The 13,974-nt window shown below is 62.7% G+C and carries 10 protein-coding genes; 8 read left to right on the top strand and 2 right to left on the bottom strand.

All coding sequences use genetic code 11. The features are described from left to right. The first annotated feature begins 188 nt into the window (after window positions 1-188). The 5 genes from M5B42_RS16020 (at window position 189) to M5B42_RS16000 (ending at window position 9,257) form a co-directional block, all read left to right on the top strand. Complete coding sequence (locus tag M5B42_RS16020) at window positions 189-1,883, top strand: EAL domain-containing protein (protein WP_152741190.1); 1,695 nt, start codon at window positions 189-191, stop codon at window positions 1,881-1,883. A 117-nt stretch (window positions 1,884-2,000) separates the two neighbouring features. Next, window positions 2,001-6,287, top strand: coding sequence for a hybrid sensor histidine kinase/response regulator (locus M5B42_RS16015; RefSeq protein ID WP_248746411.1), 4,287 nt, complete (start codon window positions 2,001-2,003; stop codon window positions 6,285-6,287). Window positions 6,288-6,329: 42 nt separating this feature from the next. Continuing rightward, window positions 6,330-7,619, top strand: coding sequence for an MFS transporter (locus M5B42_RS16010; protein WP_248746382.1), 1,290 nt, complete (start codon window positions 6,330-6,332; stop codon window positions 7,617-7,619). 44 nt (window positions 7,620-7,663) lie between these two features. Continuing rightward, window positions 7,664-8,308, top strand: a complete 645-nt coding sequence (locus M5B42_RS16005) for an MBL fold metallo-hydrolase (protein ID WP_248746381.1) — start codon at window positions 7,664-7,666, stop codon at window positions 8,306-8,308. Between the two features lie 97 nt (window positions 8,309-8,405). Next, a complete protein-coding gene (locus tag M5B42_RS16000) occupies window positions 8,406-9,257 on the top strand; it encodes an OmpA family protein (RefSeq protein ID WP_248746380.1) in 852 nt (283 codons plus the stop codon). A gap of 80 nt (window positions 9,258-9,337) precedes the next feature. On the opposite strand, the gene M5B42_RS15995 is transcribed toward M5B42_RS16000, so the two are convergent. Next, complete coding sequence (locus tag M5B42_RS15995; protein WP_103494503.1) at window positions 9,338-9,772, bottom strand: DUF1043 family protein; 435 nt, start codon at window positions 9,770-9,772, stop codon at window positions 9,338-9,340. 149 nt (window positions 9,773-9,921) lie between these two features. Here M5B42_RS15995 and M5B42_RS15990 point away from each other — a divergent pair, with 149 nt between their 5' ends. The 3 genes from M5B42_RS15990 to zapE all read left to right on the top strand — a co-directional run bounded on the left by M5B42_RS15990 (window position 9,922) and on the right by zapE (window position 13,106). After that, the gene (locus tag M5B42_RS15990; RefSeq protein ID WP_152741237.1) at window positions 9,922-10,551 is read left to right on the top strand and encodes an alpha/beta fold hydrolase; all 630 of its coding nucleotides are present in this window, start codon (window positions 9,922-9,924) and stop codon (window positions 10,549-10,551) included. Between the two features lie 14 nt (window positions 10,552-10,565). After that, window positions 10,566-11,921, top strand: a complete 1,356-nt coding sequence (locus M5B42_RS15985; RefSeq protein WP_248746379.1) for a tryptophan--tRNA ligase — start codon at window positions 10,566-10,568, stop codon at window positions 11,919-11,921. Between the two features lie 90 nt (window positions 11,922-12,011). Beyond that, window positions 12,012-13,106, top strand: coding sequence for a cell division protein ZapE (zapE, locus tag M5B42_RS15980; protein ID WP_103494505.1), 1,095 nt, complete (start codon window positions 12,012-12,014; stop codon window positions 13,104-13,106). 43 nt (window positions 13,107-13,149) lie between these two features. On the opposite strand, the gene M5B42_RS15975 is transcribed toward zapE, so the two are convergent. Then, a complete protein-coding gene (locus tag M5B42_RS15975) occupies window positions 13,150-13,935 on the bottom strand; it encodes an MBL fold metallo-hydrolase (RefSeq protein ID WP_248746378.1) in 786 nt (261 codons plus the stop codon). Between the last annotated feature and the right edge of the window lie 39 nt (window positions 13,936-13,974).

The raw sequence follows: 13,974 nt of genomic DNA, 5'->3' as shown, positions 1-13,974 counted from the left end.
CGTTCGCCCCGCGAGCCGTCGAAGAAGCTTCGACGGGGTGGCTATGTGCCTTGCGTCAGCTATAACCAATAGACGTCAGCACTCACTTTCAACGCCTTGAACGACTGAAGGCTGACGAGGGGGGAGGAACGGCGCCACGTCAGCGCTCTTTGGTCATGAATTACAAAGGAATTGCCTGGGAGCAAGGAATGCGCGAGTCCACATTTAGTCCCTCTCCGGTTGTCCTGATCGTTGACGACCAGGCGACCGAAGCGATGATTCTCCGCGAGTCGGTGCGGGACCTGGCCCAGGTGCATGTCGCCACCAGTGGCGAGGAAGCGCTGCGAGTGGCACGCCAATGCCGTCCCGATGTGGTCCTGCTGGATATCGAGATGCCCGGCATGAACGGCTTTGAGGTCTGCAAGGCGCTGAAGGCCGATCCCAAGCTGTCCGACGCCGCGGTGATTTTCGTTACCTCCCATGCCCAGGCCGATTACGAGCTCCAGGCCTTGGGCTACGGCGGTATCGATTTTATCCAGAAACCCCTGAATATCCCGGTGGCCAGGGCGCATATCAACGCTCATATCACCCTGCGCAACGAAGCCAAGCGCCTGGCCAACCATGACGCCCTTACCGGCTTGCCCAATCGCATGCTGTTGCAGGATCGTGCCGAGCAGGCGCTGAAAATGGCCCGGCGCGATCACGGGCGGCTGGCGATGTTGTTGCTGGACCTGGACAATTTCAAGGCTATCAACGACTCCATGGGCCATTCGGTTGGCGACCAGATGCTCAAATATGTGGCGACGCGCCTGTCGATGCTCCTGCGCGGCATGGATACCCTCAGTCGCCAAGGCGGCGACGAGTTCATCATCCTGCTCTCGGAGGTGGACGGTTTCGAGGCGGTGGGCGATTTCGCCGAGCAGGTGCTGGCGGCCATTTCCAGCCCGTTTTCATTGCAGGGCACGCGCTACGACCTGAGCGCCAGTATCGGCATCGGGGTGTTCCCGGAAGACAGCGATGATCTCGAATCGCTCTACCGACATGCCGACGCCGCGATGTATCAGGCCAAGCTGGCGGGGCGTAACCGCTACCTGTTTTTTTCTCCCGGTATCGAAAGCGGCATGCGTGCCCGCCACTTGCTTGAACGGCATATGCGCGCGGCCATCGAGGAGGGGGTGTTCGAGGTGTTCTACCAGGCCAAGGTCGATGCCCAGGACCAGTGCGTGGTCGGCATGGAGGCACTGATCCGCTGGCGCAACGGCGACGGCAACCTGGTCTCGCCAGCGGACTTCATTCCGCTGGCCGAAGAAACCGGGCTGATCATCCCCATCGGCAAATACGTGCTGCTCCAGGCCTGCAAGGACACCTGCAAACTCCATGAGCTGGGCTATCCGGTCTGCGTCAGTGTGAACATCAGCGCCGTGCAGTTTCGCGAAGAGTCGTTCCTCGGCATGGTCAAGGGCATCCTCCTCGACTCGGGCCTGGAGCCGCGCTGGCTGGAGCTGGAAATCACCGAAGGGGTCCTGGCCCGGGACATCGACAACGCCCGCGAAACCCTGGTGGCGCTCAAGGAATTGGGCGTGCACGTGGCCATCGACGATTTCGGCACGGGGTATTCGAGCCTGGCCTATCTCAAGCGGTTTCCCATCGATGTGTTGAAGATCGACCAGAGCTTTGTACGCGACATGCTTACCGACAAGAGCGACCTGGCCATTGTCGAGGCGATCATCAAGTTGGGGCAGGCACTGGGCCTTGAACTGGTGGCCGAAGGCGTGGAGACCCCGCAACAGGCCGCCCTCCTGCTGGAACGGGGTTGCCGGATCATGCAGGGCTATCTGTATTGCCGACCAATTCCGTTTACCCAGATATGCGCCTTCCTGTCTTCATGGCCACGAACGGCATGAGGGCCGTGGGGCCAGTTGCCGCCGATCGATATCCCGACCCTCGGGATCGCCGCACTGCTCAAGGGAGCCCCAGTGTTGAAACGAGCTAGCCTGTCTGCCCTGAATGGGCGTGTCGCGATGATCCTGGCCCTTGGGCTGGTGGCGACGGTCGTGGGATGCCTGATCCTGCACAATAGCAATGAGCAACGTACCCGCGAAGCCCTCGACGCCGAGGCCGAAAGTGCGGTGCAGTCGGTGTTGACCCGGCTGCAGCTTTACCAGTACGGCTTGCGCGGTACCCGTGGCGCGATGATCACCGCCGGCGTGGATGGCATGACGCGGGAGATTTTCCACCGCTATAGCCAGATGCGTGACGTGCCCAAGGAGTTTCCCGGGGCCCGCGGGTTCGGCTTTATCCGCCGGGTACCGGTTCAGGAACTGGATGCGTTTGTGCGCCGGGCCCGGGCCGATGGTGCACCGGACTTCACTATTCGCCAGTTTGCGCCTCATGACGGCGACCTCTATGTGATCCAGTACCTGGAGCCTAACGCCGACCAGTCGGCGGCCTTCGGCCTGGACATCGCCTCGGAGGCCGACCGGGCCGAGGCAGCCCGGGGGGCTGCACGTAGCGCAAGCGCGCGCATCACATCGCCGATCACGCTGGTACAGGCGTTGGGCAGCCCGGAACAGTCGTTCCTGATCCTGTTGCCGATCTACAAGGACGGTATCGTCCCGCCCACCGAGGCGGAGCGCGAGGCGGCGGTGGTGGGCTGGGGCTACGCACCTTTGCTGATCGAGAGTGTGCTGGGCGGTTTGTTACCGGAAAGCGAGGCCGTGAACCTGCGGCTCACGGACATTACCGTGCCGGGGAAGGAGGAGCAGTTCTACCAGACGAGCTATGCGGCGGGGGCACAGCCGGTGGGGTTGATGACCCAAACCCTGGAGCGCGACATCTTCGGTCGGCGCTGGCAGGTCCAGTTGGAGGCGTTGCCGCTGTTCGCCCAGCGCCTGCACCTGGTGTCGCCAACGGTGGTGTTTTTCCTCGGTGTCCTGGCGACCTTGCTGCTGGCCGCGCTCGCGGCCATTGCCGGGATCAGCTCCCAGCGTCGTCTGCAGGTGATCGCCGAGCAGGCGCGGCTGGCCTCGATCGTCGAGGGCTCGGCGGACGCGATCATCGGAAAGACTCTGCAAGGTGTGGTGACCAGTTGGAACAAGGGGGCGCAGAAGCTGTTGGGTTATACCGCGCAGGAGGCGGTGGGCCTGCCGCTGGTGAAGCTGATCGTACCGCCCGAGCTGGCTCCGGAAGAGGTCGATATCCTGGCGCGTATCGCACTCGGCGAGACGATTACCAACTTCGATACCCTGCGGCGGCGCAAGGACGGTTGCAATATCCATGTGTCGGTCAATGTTTCCCCCATCTGCGACGAACACGGTCGGGTGGTCGGTGTTTCCAAGATTCTTCGCGACATCAGCGCGCAGAAGGCCGCCGAGGCGCGGATTCTCGAACTCAACTCCAGCCTCGAAGAGCAGGTGGCGGCACGCACCTCGGAGCTGCGGCGGATCAATCTGCTGTTCAGCAGTGTGCTGCGTTCGGCCTCCGAGGTGTCGATCATCGCCACCGATCTGGACGATGTGATCAGTGTGTTCAACGAAGGCGCCGAGCATATGCTCGGTTATCGCGCCGAAGAGTTGCTGGGCAAGACCACGCCGGCACTCCTTCATGTCGAACAGGAAGTCACCCGCCGTGGGGCTGAGCTCAGCATTGAGTATGGGCAGGTCATCGAAGGTTTCAGGGTCTTTACCCACAAGCCGGAGTTCGAACACTCGGAGACCCGCGAGTGGACCTATGTGCGCAAGGATGGCTCCCATGTGCCGGTCAGCCTGGTGGTGACGTCCCTGCGCGACGACGAAGGGCAATTGATCGGTTACCTGGGCATCGCCGTCGATATCACCCAGCGCAAGGCCGCCGAGCATCAGCTTGAGTTGAGTCTGCAAGCGAGCCGGGTGATCCGGGATCAATTGTTGATGGCCGCCGATGTGGCCGAGTTGGGTATCTGGACCTGGACCCTGGCGGACAATGGCTTGCAATGGAACGACCGGATGTTCGAGTTCTACAGCCAGCCGCTGACCCTGCGTGATAACGGCTTGAACTATGCGCACTGGTACGAGCGGGTTCACCCCGAGGACGTCGAGGCGGCCGCCGCGCAGTTGGCGGCCGCCGTCGCCGGGGAGGGCGTGTATGACCCGATCTTCCGCGTGCAGGCGCCGGACGGCCGGATACGTTTCATTCAGGCCGGCGCCCAGGTCGAGCGTGATGCCCAGGGGCAAGCCCTGCGGGTCACCGGTATCAACCGCGATATCACCGCCCAGCGCGAGTTGGAGTCCTATCTGCTGCGGGCCAAGAACCAGGCCGACAGCGCCAGTGCGGCCAAGTCGTTCTTCCTGGCCAATATGAGCCATGAAATCCGCACGCCGATGAACGCGGTGCTGGGGATGTTGCAGTTGGTCCAGCACACCGACCTCAAGGCCCGCCAGCGCGACTACGTGGTCAAGGCCCAGACGGCGGCCAGATCACTGCTCGGGCTGCTCAACGACATCCTCGACTACTCCAAGATCGAGGCCGGCAAACTGCGCCTGGACCCCCACCCCTTCGAGCTCGAGCCGCTGATGCGCGACCTGGCGGTGGTGCTCGCGGGTAACCAGGGCAGCAAGGAAGTCGAGGTGATGTTCGACCTGGACTCCGATCTGCCCGGCAGCCTGGTGGGCGACAGCCTGCGCTTGCAGCAGGTGCTGATCAACCTGGCCGGCAACGCCCTGAAGTTCACCCAGCAGGGCCAGGTGGTGGTCAGTATCCGACAGTTGAAGCGCCTGCCGGGCTCGGTGAAGGTTCGGGTCGAGGTGTGCGATACCGGCATCGGTATCAGTGCCGAACAACTGCAGCGGGTGTTTGACGGTTTCGCCCAGGCGGAAGCTTCGACCAGCCGCCGTTTCGGCGGCACCGGGCTGGGCCTGGTGATCTGCAAGCGCCTGGTCGGCCTGATGGGCGGTGAGTTATTGGTCGAGAGCGAGGTGGGGGTCGGTAGCCGGTTCTGGTTCGATATCAGCCTGGATGTGGCCCGCGAGGAGGCCCTGCGGCTGTCCTGTCCCGGTGTCGATTCGACGATGCGCCTGCTGGTGGCCGACGACAACTCCATGGCCTGTGAGCTGCTGCTGCGTACCGTGCGCTCCCTGGGTTGGACCGCCGACACGGTGAGCGGTGGCACGGCGGCGGTCGAGGCCGTGCGCGCAGCGCAATTACGCGGCGAACCCTACGATGTGGTGCTGATGGACTGGCGCATGCCGGATATGGACGGCCTCAGCGCCGCCCGCTTGATCAGCTTGCAGGAACGGGCCGCGCCGCCACCGATGGTGATCATGATTACCGCCTACGGGCGTGAGGTCCTGGCGGATGTACACCACGAAGGCGATGCGCCCTTTGTGGGGTTTCTCACCAAACCGGTGACGCCGCGGCAGTTGGCCGATGCGGTCCAACGTGCCTTCAGCACCAGCGAGCCGCTACCCGAGGCCTTGCCCGGGCCGGTCAGGCCCCGGCGCCTGGCCGGCTTGCGCTTGCTGGTGGTGGAAGACAACGCCCTCAACCGTCAGGTCGCCGACGAGTTGCTGAGGGGCGAAGGTGCCCAGGTCATCCTGGCGGAAGGTGGGTTGGAGGGCGTCAGCCAGGTGATGTCGGCGTCGACGCCGTTCGATGCGGTGCTGATGGATATCCAGATGCCGGACATCGATGGCCTGGAAGCGACGCGGCGGATTCGTCGCCACCCGCATTTTGCCCTGTTGCCGATCCTGGCGATGACCGCCAACGCCTCCAGCAGCGACCGTGAGGCCTGTATGGCGGCGGGCATGAACGATCATGTGAGCAAACCCATCGACCTTGAACAACTGGTGCTGAAGTTGCGCGTCCAGACCGGGCGCGAGGCGCCTCAGCCGTTGATGATGAGTGAGGTGCGCCAGTATTCGACGGAGTCGGTGATCGAACCACGGGATTCGATCATGAGCCGCTTCGGTGGCAATCTCGAACTGATCTGCACCGTCCTTTACACCTTTGGCGCGGAGCTGGAAAAACACCTGGCGTTGCTTCCGACACACCTGCAGGACCGTGACGGGCCGGCGGTGGCGGCGGTGCTGCATGCGATCAAGGGCAGTTCCGGCACTGTCGGTGCGCGGGCCTTGTCGCAGCGTGCCAGTGCCCTTGAACGCGAGCTGATGTATGGTGATGCGGCGGCGGTGCTGCGGGTGCTGGAGGACCCGCAATGGTTGCCGGAACTCAAGGAACTGCTGGTGCGCAGTGTCGAGCAGTTGCAGACGGCGTTTGGCACCGGGTATCGAGGGGATTCGCCCAGGGAGGTGGCTTCGGGGCCGTTCTCTTGAGCCTTGGTCCTGGTTTGGAGAGGGATTGGACTCGCATGCTTGATGAAACTGTTTAGACCTTTACTGCAGCGACCGGTGGCCTTGCTGTGGGGAGGGCTGGCGCTCTCGGCCATCGGTGATGAGTTGTTCGCGATTGCTGTTGCCTGGATGGCGGTGCAGGTCGCGGGCAGCGATGCCAGTTGGCTCGGTGCCTTGCGCGGCACGGCCGCATTGGCGGGAGCGTTGCTGGGCGGGATCTGGGCCGAGCGCTGGGACCATCGACGCACGATGATCGGCGCCGATCTGGTGCGCGCCGGGTTTGCCCTGATACCGATGCTGTCCTGGGCGTTGGGCTTTATGAGCCTGTGGACCCTGGCGATACCGGTCATGCTGATGATGATCGTCAACTCCCTGTTCGAACCGGCGTTGCGCGCCAGCCTCCCTCGGATTGTCGCGGCGCCGGGGCAGTTGCAGGCGGTTAACGCGCTGTTCGACGTGATCCTCCGGGTGGCGCGGGTGATCGGGCCGATGCTGGCGGCGGCCATCACCCTGCTGATTCCGCTGGAGCAGCTGTTTACCCTCAACAGCCTGACGTTCCTGATCTCGGCCTGGGCGCTGATGAAACTGGGCAAGGCCCTGCCGCGTCAACCGGCCAAAATGATCAGCCGGCGCGCCGCGTTTGCCGCCGGTTGGCGCAGCCTGGTCGGCCGGCGGCGGATGCAGGTGGTGTATGTGTGTGCCGGGTTGGGCAACGTTGCCTGGAGCCTGGGGATGTCCATCGGCATGGCGCTGGCGGTGGTCAAGTATGATATCCAGGGCTTTGGCTTCCACGGCTTTGCGGTCTACGGCCTGATCATGGGGGCTTATGGCGCGGGCAACCTGATCGGCATTTTTGTCGTCGGCAACCTGCAGATCCGTCGCCTGTATGGTGGTTTCAGCTTCGGTTCGGTGCTCAATGGCCTGGGCATTGCGATCATTGGCGCGGCGGTGCTGTACCTGCCGGCGGAGCACGTCCTGGCCGGCATGATGTTCGGCGCCGGCCTGGCGGCCCTTGGCGGTCCGGTGATCGATATCTCGTTTATCCTGCTGATTCAAACCACCTTCAGGCAGAGCGAGATCGCCGGTCTGGCCAGGCTGCGTTTTGCCGCGATGGGGGCCTCGATCCTGATTGCCGGCGCGTGTGGCGCGGCGCTTTATGCGCGCTTCGAACCGGGCAGTGTCATCGTCGGGAGTGGGATTCTAGAAGTTATCGCTGGTGTGTTGGTGTTGCTCGTGCCCAAGGGCAGTGGCCGTGCCGGCGTGAACAGCGATGAATTAAGCCAGACACAGTATTGTCCCCAGCAGCAGGAATGAACCCCGGGCTGAATCAAACCCTACTAACTTCACAGTGAACACCTATGGACGCTGCAAAACCTAGCCTGATTCGCGAAACCTTCCCCGTCGGCCCCTTGCAGTGCAACTGCACCCTGATCGGCGATCCGATCACGAAAAAGGCCATTGTCGTCGACCCGGGCGGCAACCCGGAGCTGATCCTCGCCCGGCTCGAAGCCCATGGGCTGAAACTGGTCAGCATCATCCATACCCACGCGCATCTGGATCACTTCCTGGCCTCCGGCCAACTCAAGGAAAAAACCGGCGCGACCCTGCACCTGCACAAGGAAGACCAGTTCCTCTGGGACAACCTGGAAATGCAATGCAACCTGTTCGGCGTGCCTTACGTACCGGTGCCGTCACCGGACCAGTGGCTGGCCGATGATGAGGAATTGGCCTGCGGCTGCGGGGTGGCCCTGCATACGCCGGGGCATACCCCGGGCTCCATGAGCTTCTGGTTTGCCGACGCCAAACTGTTGATTGCCGGTGACACGCTGTTTCGTCGCGGGATTGGGCGCACGGATCTGTGGGGCGGCGACCAGGCCACGATCGTGCGTTCGATCAAGCAGCGCCTGTATACCCTGGACGAAGAGGCGACGGTGGTCACCGGGCACGGCCCCGACACCTGCCTGGGCGAGGAAATGCGCGAAAATCCTTTTGTTCGTGGCTGAGAAGTTTCATGGAATTTTTACCATTCGTCATGTTCCAAGGCCAGCAGGAGTCTATTGTCATCGACTGTTGCACCTTAAATGAGTAGGAGCCTGATTCATGTTCACCTCGCGTCGCTTGATTATCGTCGCTACCGCCGTCGCCCTCGTGTCCGGCTGTGCATCGCAAAACCCAAACCCGTATGACAGCCAGGGACAGGCACAGCAGCAACAAAGCTCAGGGGGCATGAGCAACACCGCCAAGTACGGCAGCATTGGCGTGCTCGCCGGGGCCGCGGCCGGTGCGCTGATCGACCACAAGAACCATGGCAAGGGAGCGCTGATCGGTGGTGCCCTGGCTGGCCTGGCGGGTGCCGGTTACGGCTACTACGCCGACCAGCAGGAAAAGAAACTGCGCGAGAGTATGGCCAACACTGGCGTCCAGGTGCAGCGCCAGGGTGATCAGATCAAGTTGATCATGCCCGGCAGCATTACCTTCGCAACCAACTCCGATGCGATCGCCAGCAGCTTCTATCAGCCACTGAACAACCTGGCCAACTCCCTCAAGGAGTTCAGCCAGAATCAGATCGAAATCGTCGGCTACACCGACAGCACCGGCAGTCGCCAGTTGAACATGGACCTGTCCCAGCGCCGCGCCCAGAGCGTTGCCAACTACCTGACCTCCCAGGGGGTCAGCGGGGCCAATCTTTCGGCTCGCGGTGCCGGCCCGGATAATCCGGTGGCCAGCAACGCCGATGTCAACGGTCGGGCGCAGAACCGTCGGGTGGAGGTCAACCTGAAGGCGATTCCCGGCCAGAACTACGGCCAGCCTCAGGGCCAACCTCAAGTTCAGCCGTATCCGCCACAAGGCCAGCCGCAGTACCAGCAGCAGGGCCAACAGTACCAGCAACAAGGTCAGCCGCAATACCAGCAGGGCCAGCAGTACGGTCAGCCGGTGCAGCAATACCCTTGATTGCCTGACTGAACCCCAGGTGTAAAAAAGCCCGCCCGATCACTGATCGGGCGGGCTTTTTAATAGCGCTGGAAACCGGCTTATTTTTTCAGGCCGTAGTGCTCATCCAGCATGCCGGGCGCATTGGGCGCCTTGGGGGCGTAGTCGCGTGGCGGCTCCTGGCTGCGCGGTGGTGTCAGGCGTTCCCGAGGGCTCTGTACCGCATCGGCGTGCAGGGCGGCGAGCAGGCGTTGGCGGGTCTGTTCGTCGAGGGCCAGGCGGTTGGCACCCTCGGCGAGATGGTCTTGCACTTCCTGGTAGCTCTGGGTGAGTTTTTTTACCAGGTTCGCGGTGCTGTTGAAGTGGGTGACCACTTCGTTCTGATAACTGTCGAAACGTTCCTGGATATCGTCCAACTGGCGCTGCGTGCTGCTCGGAGCGGCACTCGGGACCAGACGGGCGACCAGGAAACCAATGGCGACACCGGCAACCAGGGCAAGAGTCGGCAACAACCAAACTAAGAGCGAGTGTTCCACGAGTCCTTCCTCTATAAACGGCTTTGCTTTACGTTAACGGCTCGGACCTGCGCTGTATACCGCGATCTTAAGGTCGCAGTCATGTCAGGCACAGACTTTTAGCTAGACGAGTCGACCCCTTGAGAGGTCACGGAGTTCCTTCCTTGCTGATGCGTGAAACCCCTGTATTGATCGATGGCCCTGTCGGCCAACTGGAAGCCTTGTACCTGGATATCCCCGAACCACGGGGCCTGGCGCTGATCTGCCACCCCAATCCGGTGCAGGGCGGCACGATGCTCAACAAGGTCGTCTCGACCCTGCAGCGCACGGCGCGCGATGCCGGCCTGATCACCTTGCGCTTCAACTATCGCGGCGTCGGCGCCAGTGCCGGCAGCCACGATATGGGCCACGGCGAAGTCGATGACGCCCAGGCCGCCGCGCAATGGCTGCTCGAACGGCACCCGGACCTGCCCTTGACCCTGTTCGGTTTTTCCTTTGGCGGTTTTGTCGCGGCGAGCCTCGGCGGTCGCCTGGAAGCCCAGGGCCAGACCTTGCAGCACCTGTTCCTGGTGGCGGCGGCGGTCATGCGTTTGCAGGCGGTCGACCGTCTGCCGGAAAACTGTCCGCTGACCCTGATCCAGCCGGAAACCGACGAAGTGATCGATCCGCAGCTTGTCTATGATTGGTCCGCCGCGCTGGAACGTCCCCATGAGCTGCTGAAAGTGGCAGAATGCGGACACTTTTTCCACGGCAAGCTGACCGATCTCAAGGATCTGATCCTGCCGCGCCTCTCGAATTGAACAAGCGACCCTCCATGACCACACGTACGCGCATCCTTACCGGTATCACCACCACGGGCACGCCGCACCTGGGCAACTACGCCGGCGCGATCCGCCCGGCGATCCTCGCCAGCCGCGACAGCAACGCCGATTCGTTCTACTTCCTGGCCGACTACCACGCCCTGATTAAGTGCGATGACCCGCTGCGCATCCAGCGCTCGCGCCTGGAAATCGCCGCGACCTGGCTGGCCGGTGGCCTGGATGTGGACCGCGTGACCTTCTATCGCCAGTCGGATATCCCGGAAATCCCCGAGCTGACCTGGCTGCTGACCTGTGTCGCCGCCAAGGGCCTGCTCAACCGCGCCCATGCCTACAAGGCCTCGGTGGACAAGAACGTCGAAGGCGGCGAAGACCCGGATGCCGGGATCACCATGGGCCTGTATAGCTACCCGGTGCTGATGGCCGCCGACATCCTGATGTTCAACGCCCACCAGGTGCCGGTCGGTCGCGACCAGATCCAGCACGTGGAAATGGCCCGCGACATCGGCCAGCGCTTCAACCACCTGTTCGGCCAGGGCAAGGAATTCTTCGTCATGCCCGAAGCACTGATCGAGGAAAGCGTCGCCACGCTGCCGGGCCTCGATGGCCGGAAAATGTCCAAGAGCTACGACAACACCATCCCGTTGTTCAGCAGCGCCAAGGACATGAAGGAGGCGATCTCGCGGATCGTCACCGACTCCCGCGCGCCGGGCGAAGCCAAGGACCCGGACAATTCGCACCTGTTCACCCTGTTCCAGGCGTTTTCGACCTCGGCGCAGGCTGCCGAATTCCGTGGCGAGCTGCTGGCCGGCCTCGGTTGGGGCGAAGCCAAGAGCCGCCTGTTCACCCTGCTGGACAACGATCTGGGCGAGGCCCGCGAGCGTTATCACGAGCTGATCACCCGTCCGTCGGACCTGGAAGACATTCTCCAGGCCGGGGCGAAGAAAGCCCGCAGCGTCGCTACCCCGTTCCTCGGCGAACTGCGCGAGGCGGTGGGCCTGCGCTCCTTCGTCAACCAGACCCAGGTGGCCGCGAGCAGCAAGAAGAAAGCCGCGAAGGCCGCGCGTTTTGTCAGCTTCCGGGAAGACGACGGCAGTTTCCGTTTCCGCCTGCTGGCCGCCGATGGCGAACAACTGCTGCTGTCGCGGCACTTTGCCGATGGCAAGGCCGCCGGTGCGGTGACCAAGCAATTGCAAGCCGGCCAGGCCCTGGATATTCGCAGCGAGGCCGGGCGTTTCAGCGTCTGGCTGGAAGGCGAGTGCGTGGCCGACAGCGCCGAGTTCGCCGACGAAGTGTCGCGTGACGCGGCCATCGAGGCGTTGCGGGTCGCGTTGACCCCGGCACAGGATTGATTCGAGGCCTTCCCGACCAAGGGTTGATTGCCATTCCCACGGGCCGTCGCTAAAGTGACGGCCCGTTTTTGTTACCTTGCTAACGAAATTATGACGCCCCTAGAACGATATCAAGCTGATCTGAAACGCCCCGAGTTCTTTCACGACGCGGCCCAGGAAACGGCAGTGCGCCATTTGCAGCGCCTGTACGACGACCTGATCGCGGCCTCGCAGAACAAGCCGGGCCTGCTCGGCAAACTGTTCGGCAAGAAAGACCAGGCGCCGGTCAAGGGCCTGTATTTCTGGGGCGGCGTCGGTCGCGGCAAGACCTACCTGGTGGACACCTTCTTCGAAGCGCTGCCGTTCAAGGAAAAGACCCGCACGCACTTCCACCGCTTCATGAAGCGGGTGCACGAAGAAATGAAGACCCTGACCGGCGAGAAAAACCCGCTGACCCTGATCGCCAAGCGCTTTGCCGCCGAGACCCGGGTGATCTGTTTCGACGAGTTCTTCGTTTCCGATATCACCGACGCGATGATTCTCGGCACCTTGATGGAAGAGCTGTTCAGGAACGGCGTGACCCTGGTGGCCACCTCGAACATCGTGCCGGACGGTTTGTACAAGGACGGCCTGCAACGCGCGCGCTTCCTGCCGGCGATCGCCCTGATCAAGCAGAACACCGAGATCGTCAACGTCGACAGCGGCGTCGACTATCGCCTGCGGCACCTGGAGCAGGCCGAGCTGTTCCACTTTCCGCTGAACGAAGCGGCCCAGGAAAGCCTGCGCAAGAGCTTCCGCGCGCTGACGCCGGAATGCACCCAGGCCGTCGAGAACGACGTACTGATGATCGAGAATCGCGAGATCCGCGCGATCCGTACCTGCGACGACGTGGCCTGGTTCGACTTCCGCGAACTGTGCGACGGCCCGCGCAGCCAGAACGACTACATCGAACTGGGCAAGATCTTCCATGCCGTGTTGCTCAGCGGTGTCGAGCAGATGAGCGTCACCACCGATGATATCGCCCGTCGATTCATCAACATGGTCGACGAATTCTACGACCGCAACGTCAAGCTGATCATCTCGGCGGAAGTGGAACTCAAGGATCTCTACACCGGCGGGCGCTTGAACTTCGAGTTCCAGCGCACCTTGAGCCGTTTGCTGGAAATGCAGTCCCACGAGTTCCTGTCGCGGGCGCACAAGCCTTAACCGTCATCCCCGGCGCGGCCCACGAGCCGCGCAGTATTCGGGGTTACCCGGCGGTGGGGAAGGTCAAGACCTCTCCATCCCTGGGAATCAGCAGGCGCGCTTCGACGCCGGCCAACTGCGCCGCGTCGGCCAGCGAGCGGCGTTTCACCGGGCAGTGGCTGAGGGCTTCCAGGTGATTGGCGATCACCAGGCCCGCTGACCGCTGGGTGAACTCGATCACCTCTTCAATGCCCATGATGATGTCCCCGCCCAGATCGAAACGCGCGCCACCCGCCGGCACGACGGATAACTGTGGTCGATGCTCGGCGACGAACGCCTTGACGGTCGGCGTGAGCAGGGTATCGCCGCTCAGGTAGAGACTGGGCTCGCCGGGCATTTCAATCAGATAACCCACCCCGTGTTCCATCATCTTGCCCACCAGCCCTTGTCCGTGGGTGCAGCGGACCGTGCGAATCCGACCGCCGAGGAAAGGGCTGGGGTGTTCATGGTCGCTGGGCAACGGCTGCACGTTCAAGTCGTGGGTGGCCAGATAGGCCGCGTCGTGGGGCGTGCAGATCACCGGTGTGCCGGTGTCGCGCAGCCATTTTTTCGCGGCGCGATCGAGGTGATCGAAGTGGCCTTTCTGGCAATGGGTGATCAGGCAATGGGTGACCGACTGGAGTGCCTCCGTGGCCGATACCGGCAATTCGACCAGCGGGTTGCGATTCCTGGCGCGAAATACGCGTAACGATGGCAGGGCGTTTTTACGCGCGAGCATCGGGTCGACCAGAATACGATGGCGGCCGAACTCCAGGATAATCGTCGCATTGCGTAGCTGATGGATGTGCATGCTCATACCTCTGGGAAGAGGTTGCATTGTGTTCGACCG

The organism is Pseudomonas sp. MWU12-2037, assembly GCF_023242345.1.
GTDB classification, from domain to species: Bacteria; Pseudomonadota; Gammaproteobacteria; order Pseudomonadales; family Pseudomonadaceae; genus Aquipseudomonas; species Aquipseudomonas gingeri_D.
The sequence above is the reverse complement of the archived record's forward strand: the minus strand, read 5'-3'. Positions and strand labels throughout refer to the sequence as shown.

Bases quoted from the DNA above. Each gene is read 5' to 3' on its own strand.
- M5B42_RS15990 (WP_152741237.1), top strand. From the start codon at position 9,922: ATGCGTGAAACCCCTGTATTGATCGATGGCCCTGTCGGCCAACTGGAA.
- M5B42_RS16020 (WP_152741190.1), top strand. From the start codon at position 189: ATGCGCGAGTCCACATTTAGTCCCTCTCCGGTTGTCCTGATCGTTGAC.
- M5B42_RS16010 (WP_248746382.1), top strand. From the start codon at position 6,330: ATGAAACTGTTTAGACCTTTACTGCAGCGACCGGTGGCCTTGCTGTGG.
- M5B42_RS16005 (WP_248746381.1), top strand. From the start codon at position 7,664: ATGGACGCTGCAAAACCTAGCCTGATTCGCGAAACCTTCCCCGTCGGC.
- M5B42_RS15985 (WP_248746379.1), top strand. From the start codon at position 10,566: ATGACCACACGTACGCGCATCCTTACCGGTATCACCACCACGGGCACG.
- M5B42_RS16000 (WP_248746380.1), top strand. From the start codon at position 8,406: ATGTTCACCTCGCGTCGCTTGATTATCGTCGCTACCGCCGTCGCCCTC.
- M5B42_RS16015 (WP_248746411.1), top strand. From the start codon at position 2,001: ATGATCCTGGCCCTTGGGCTGGTGGCGACGGTCGTGGGATGCCTGATC.
- zapE (WP_103494505.1), top strand. From the start codon at position 12,012: ATGACGCCCCTAGAACGATATCAAGCTGATCTGAAACGCCCCGAGTTC.
- M5B42_RS15975 (WP_248746378.1), bottom strand. From the start codon at position 13,935: ATGCACATCCATCAGCTACGCAATGCGACGATTATCCTGGAGTTCGGC.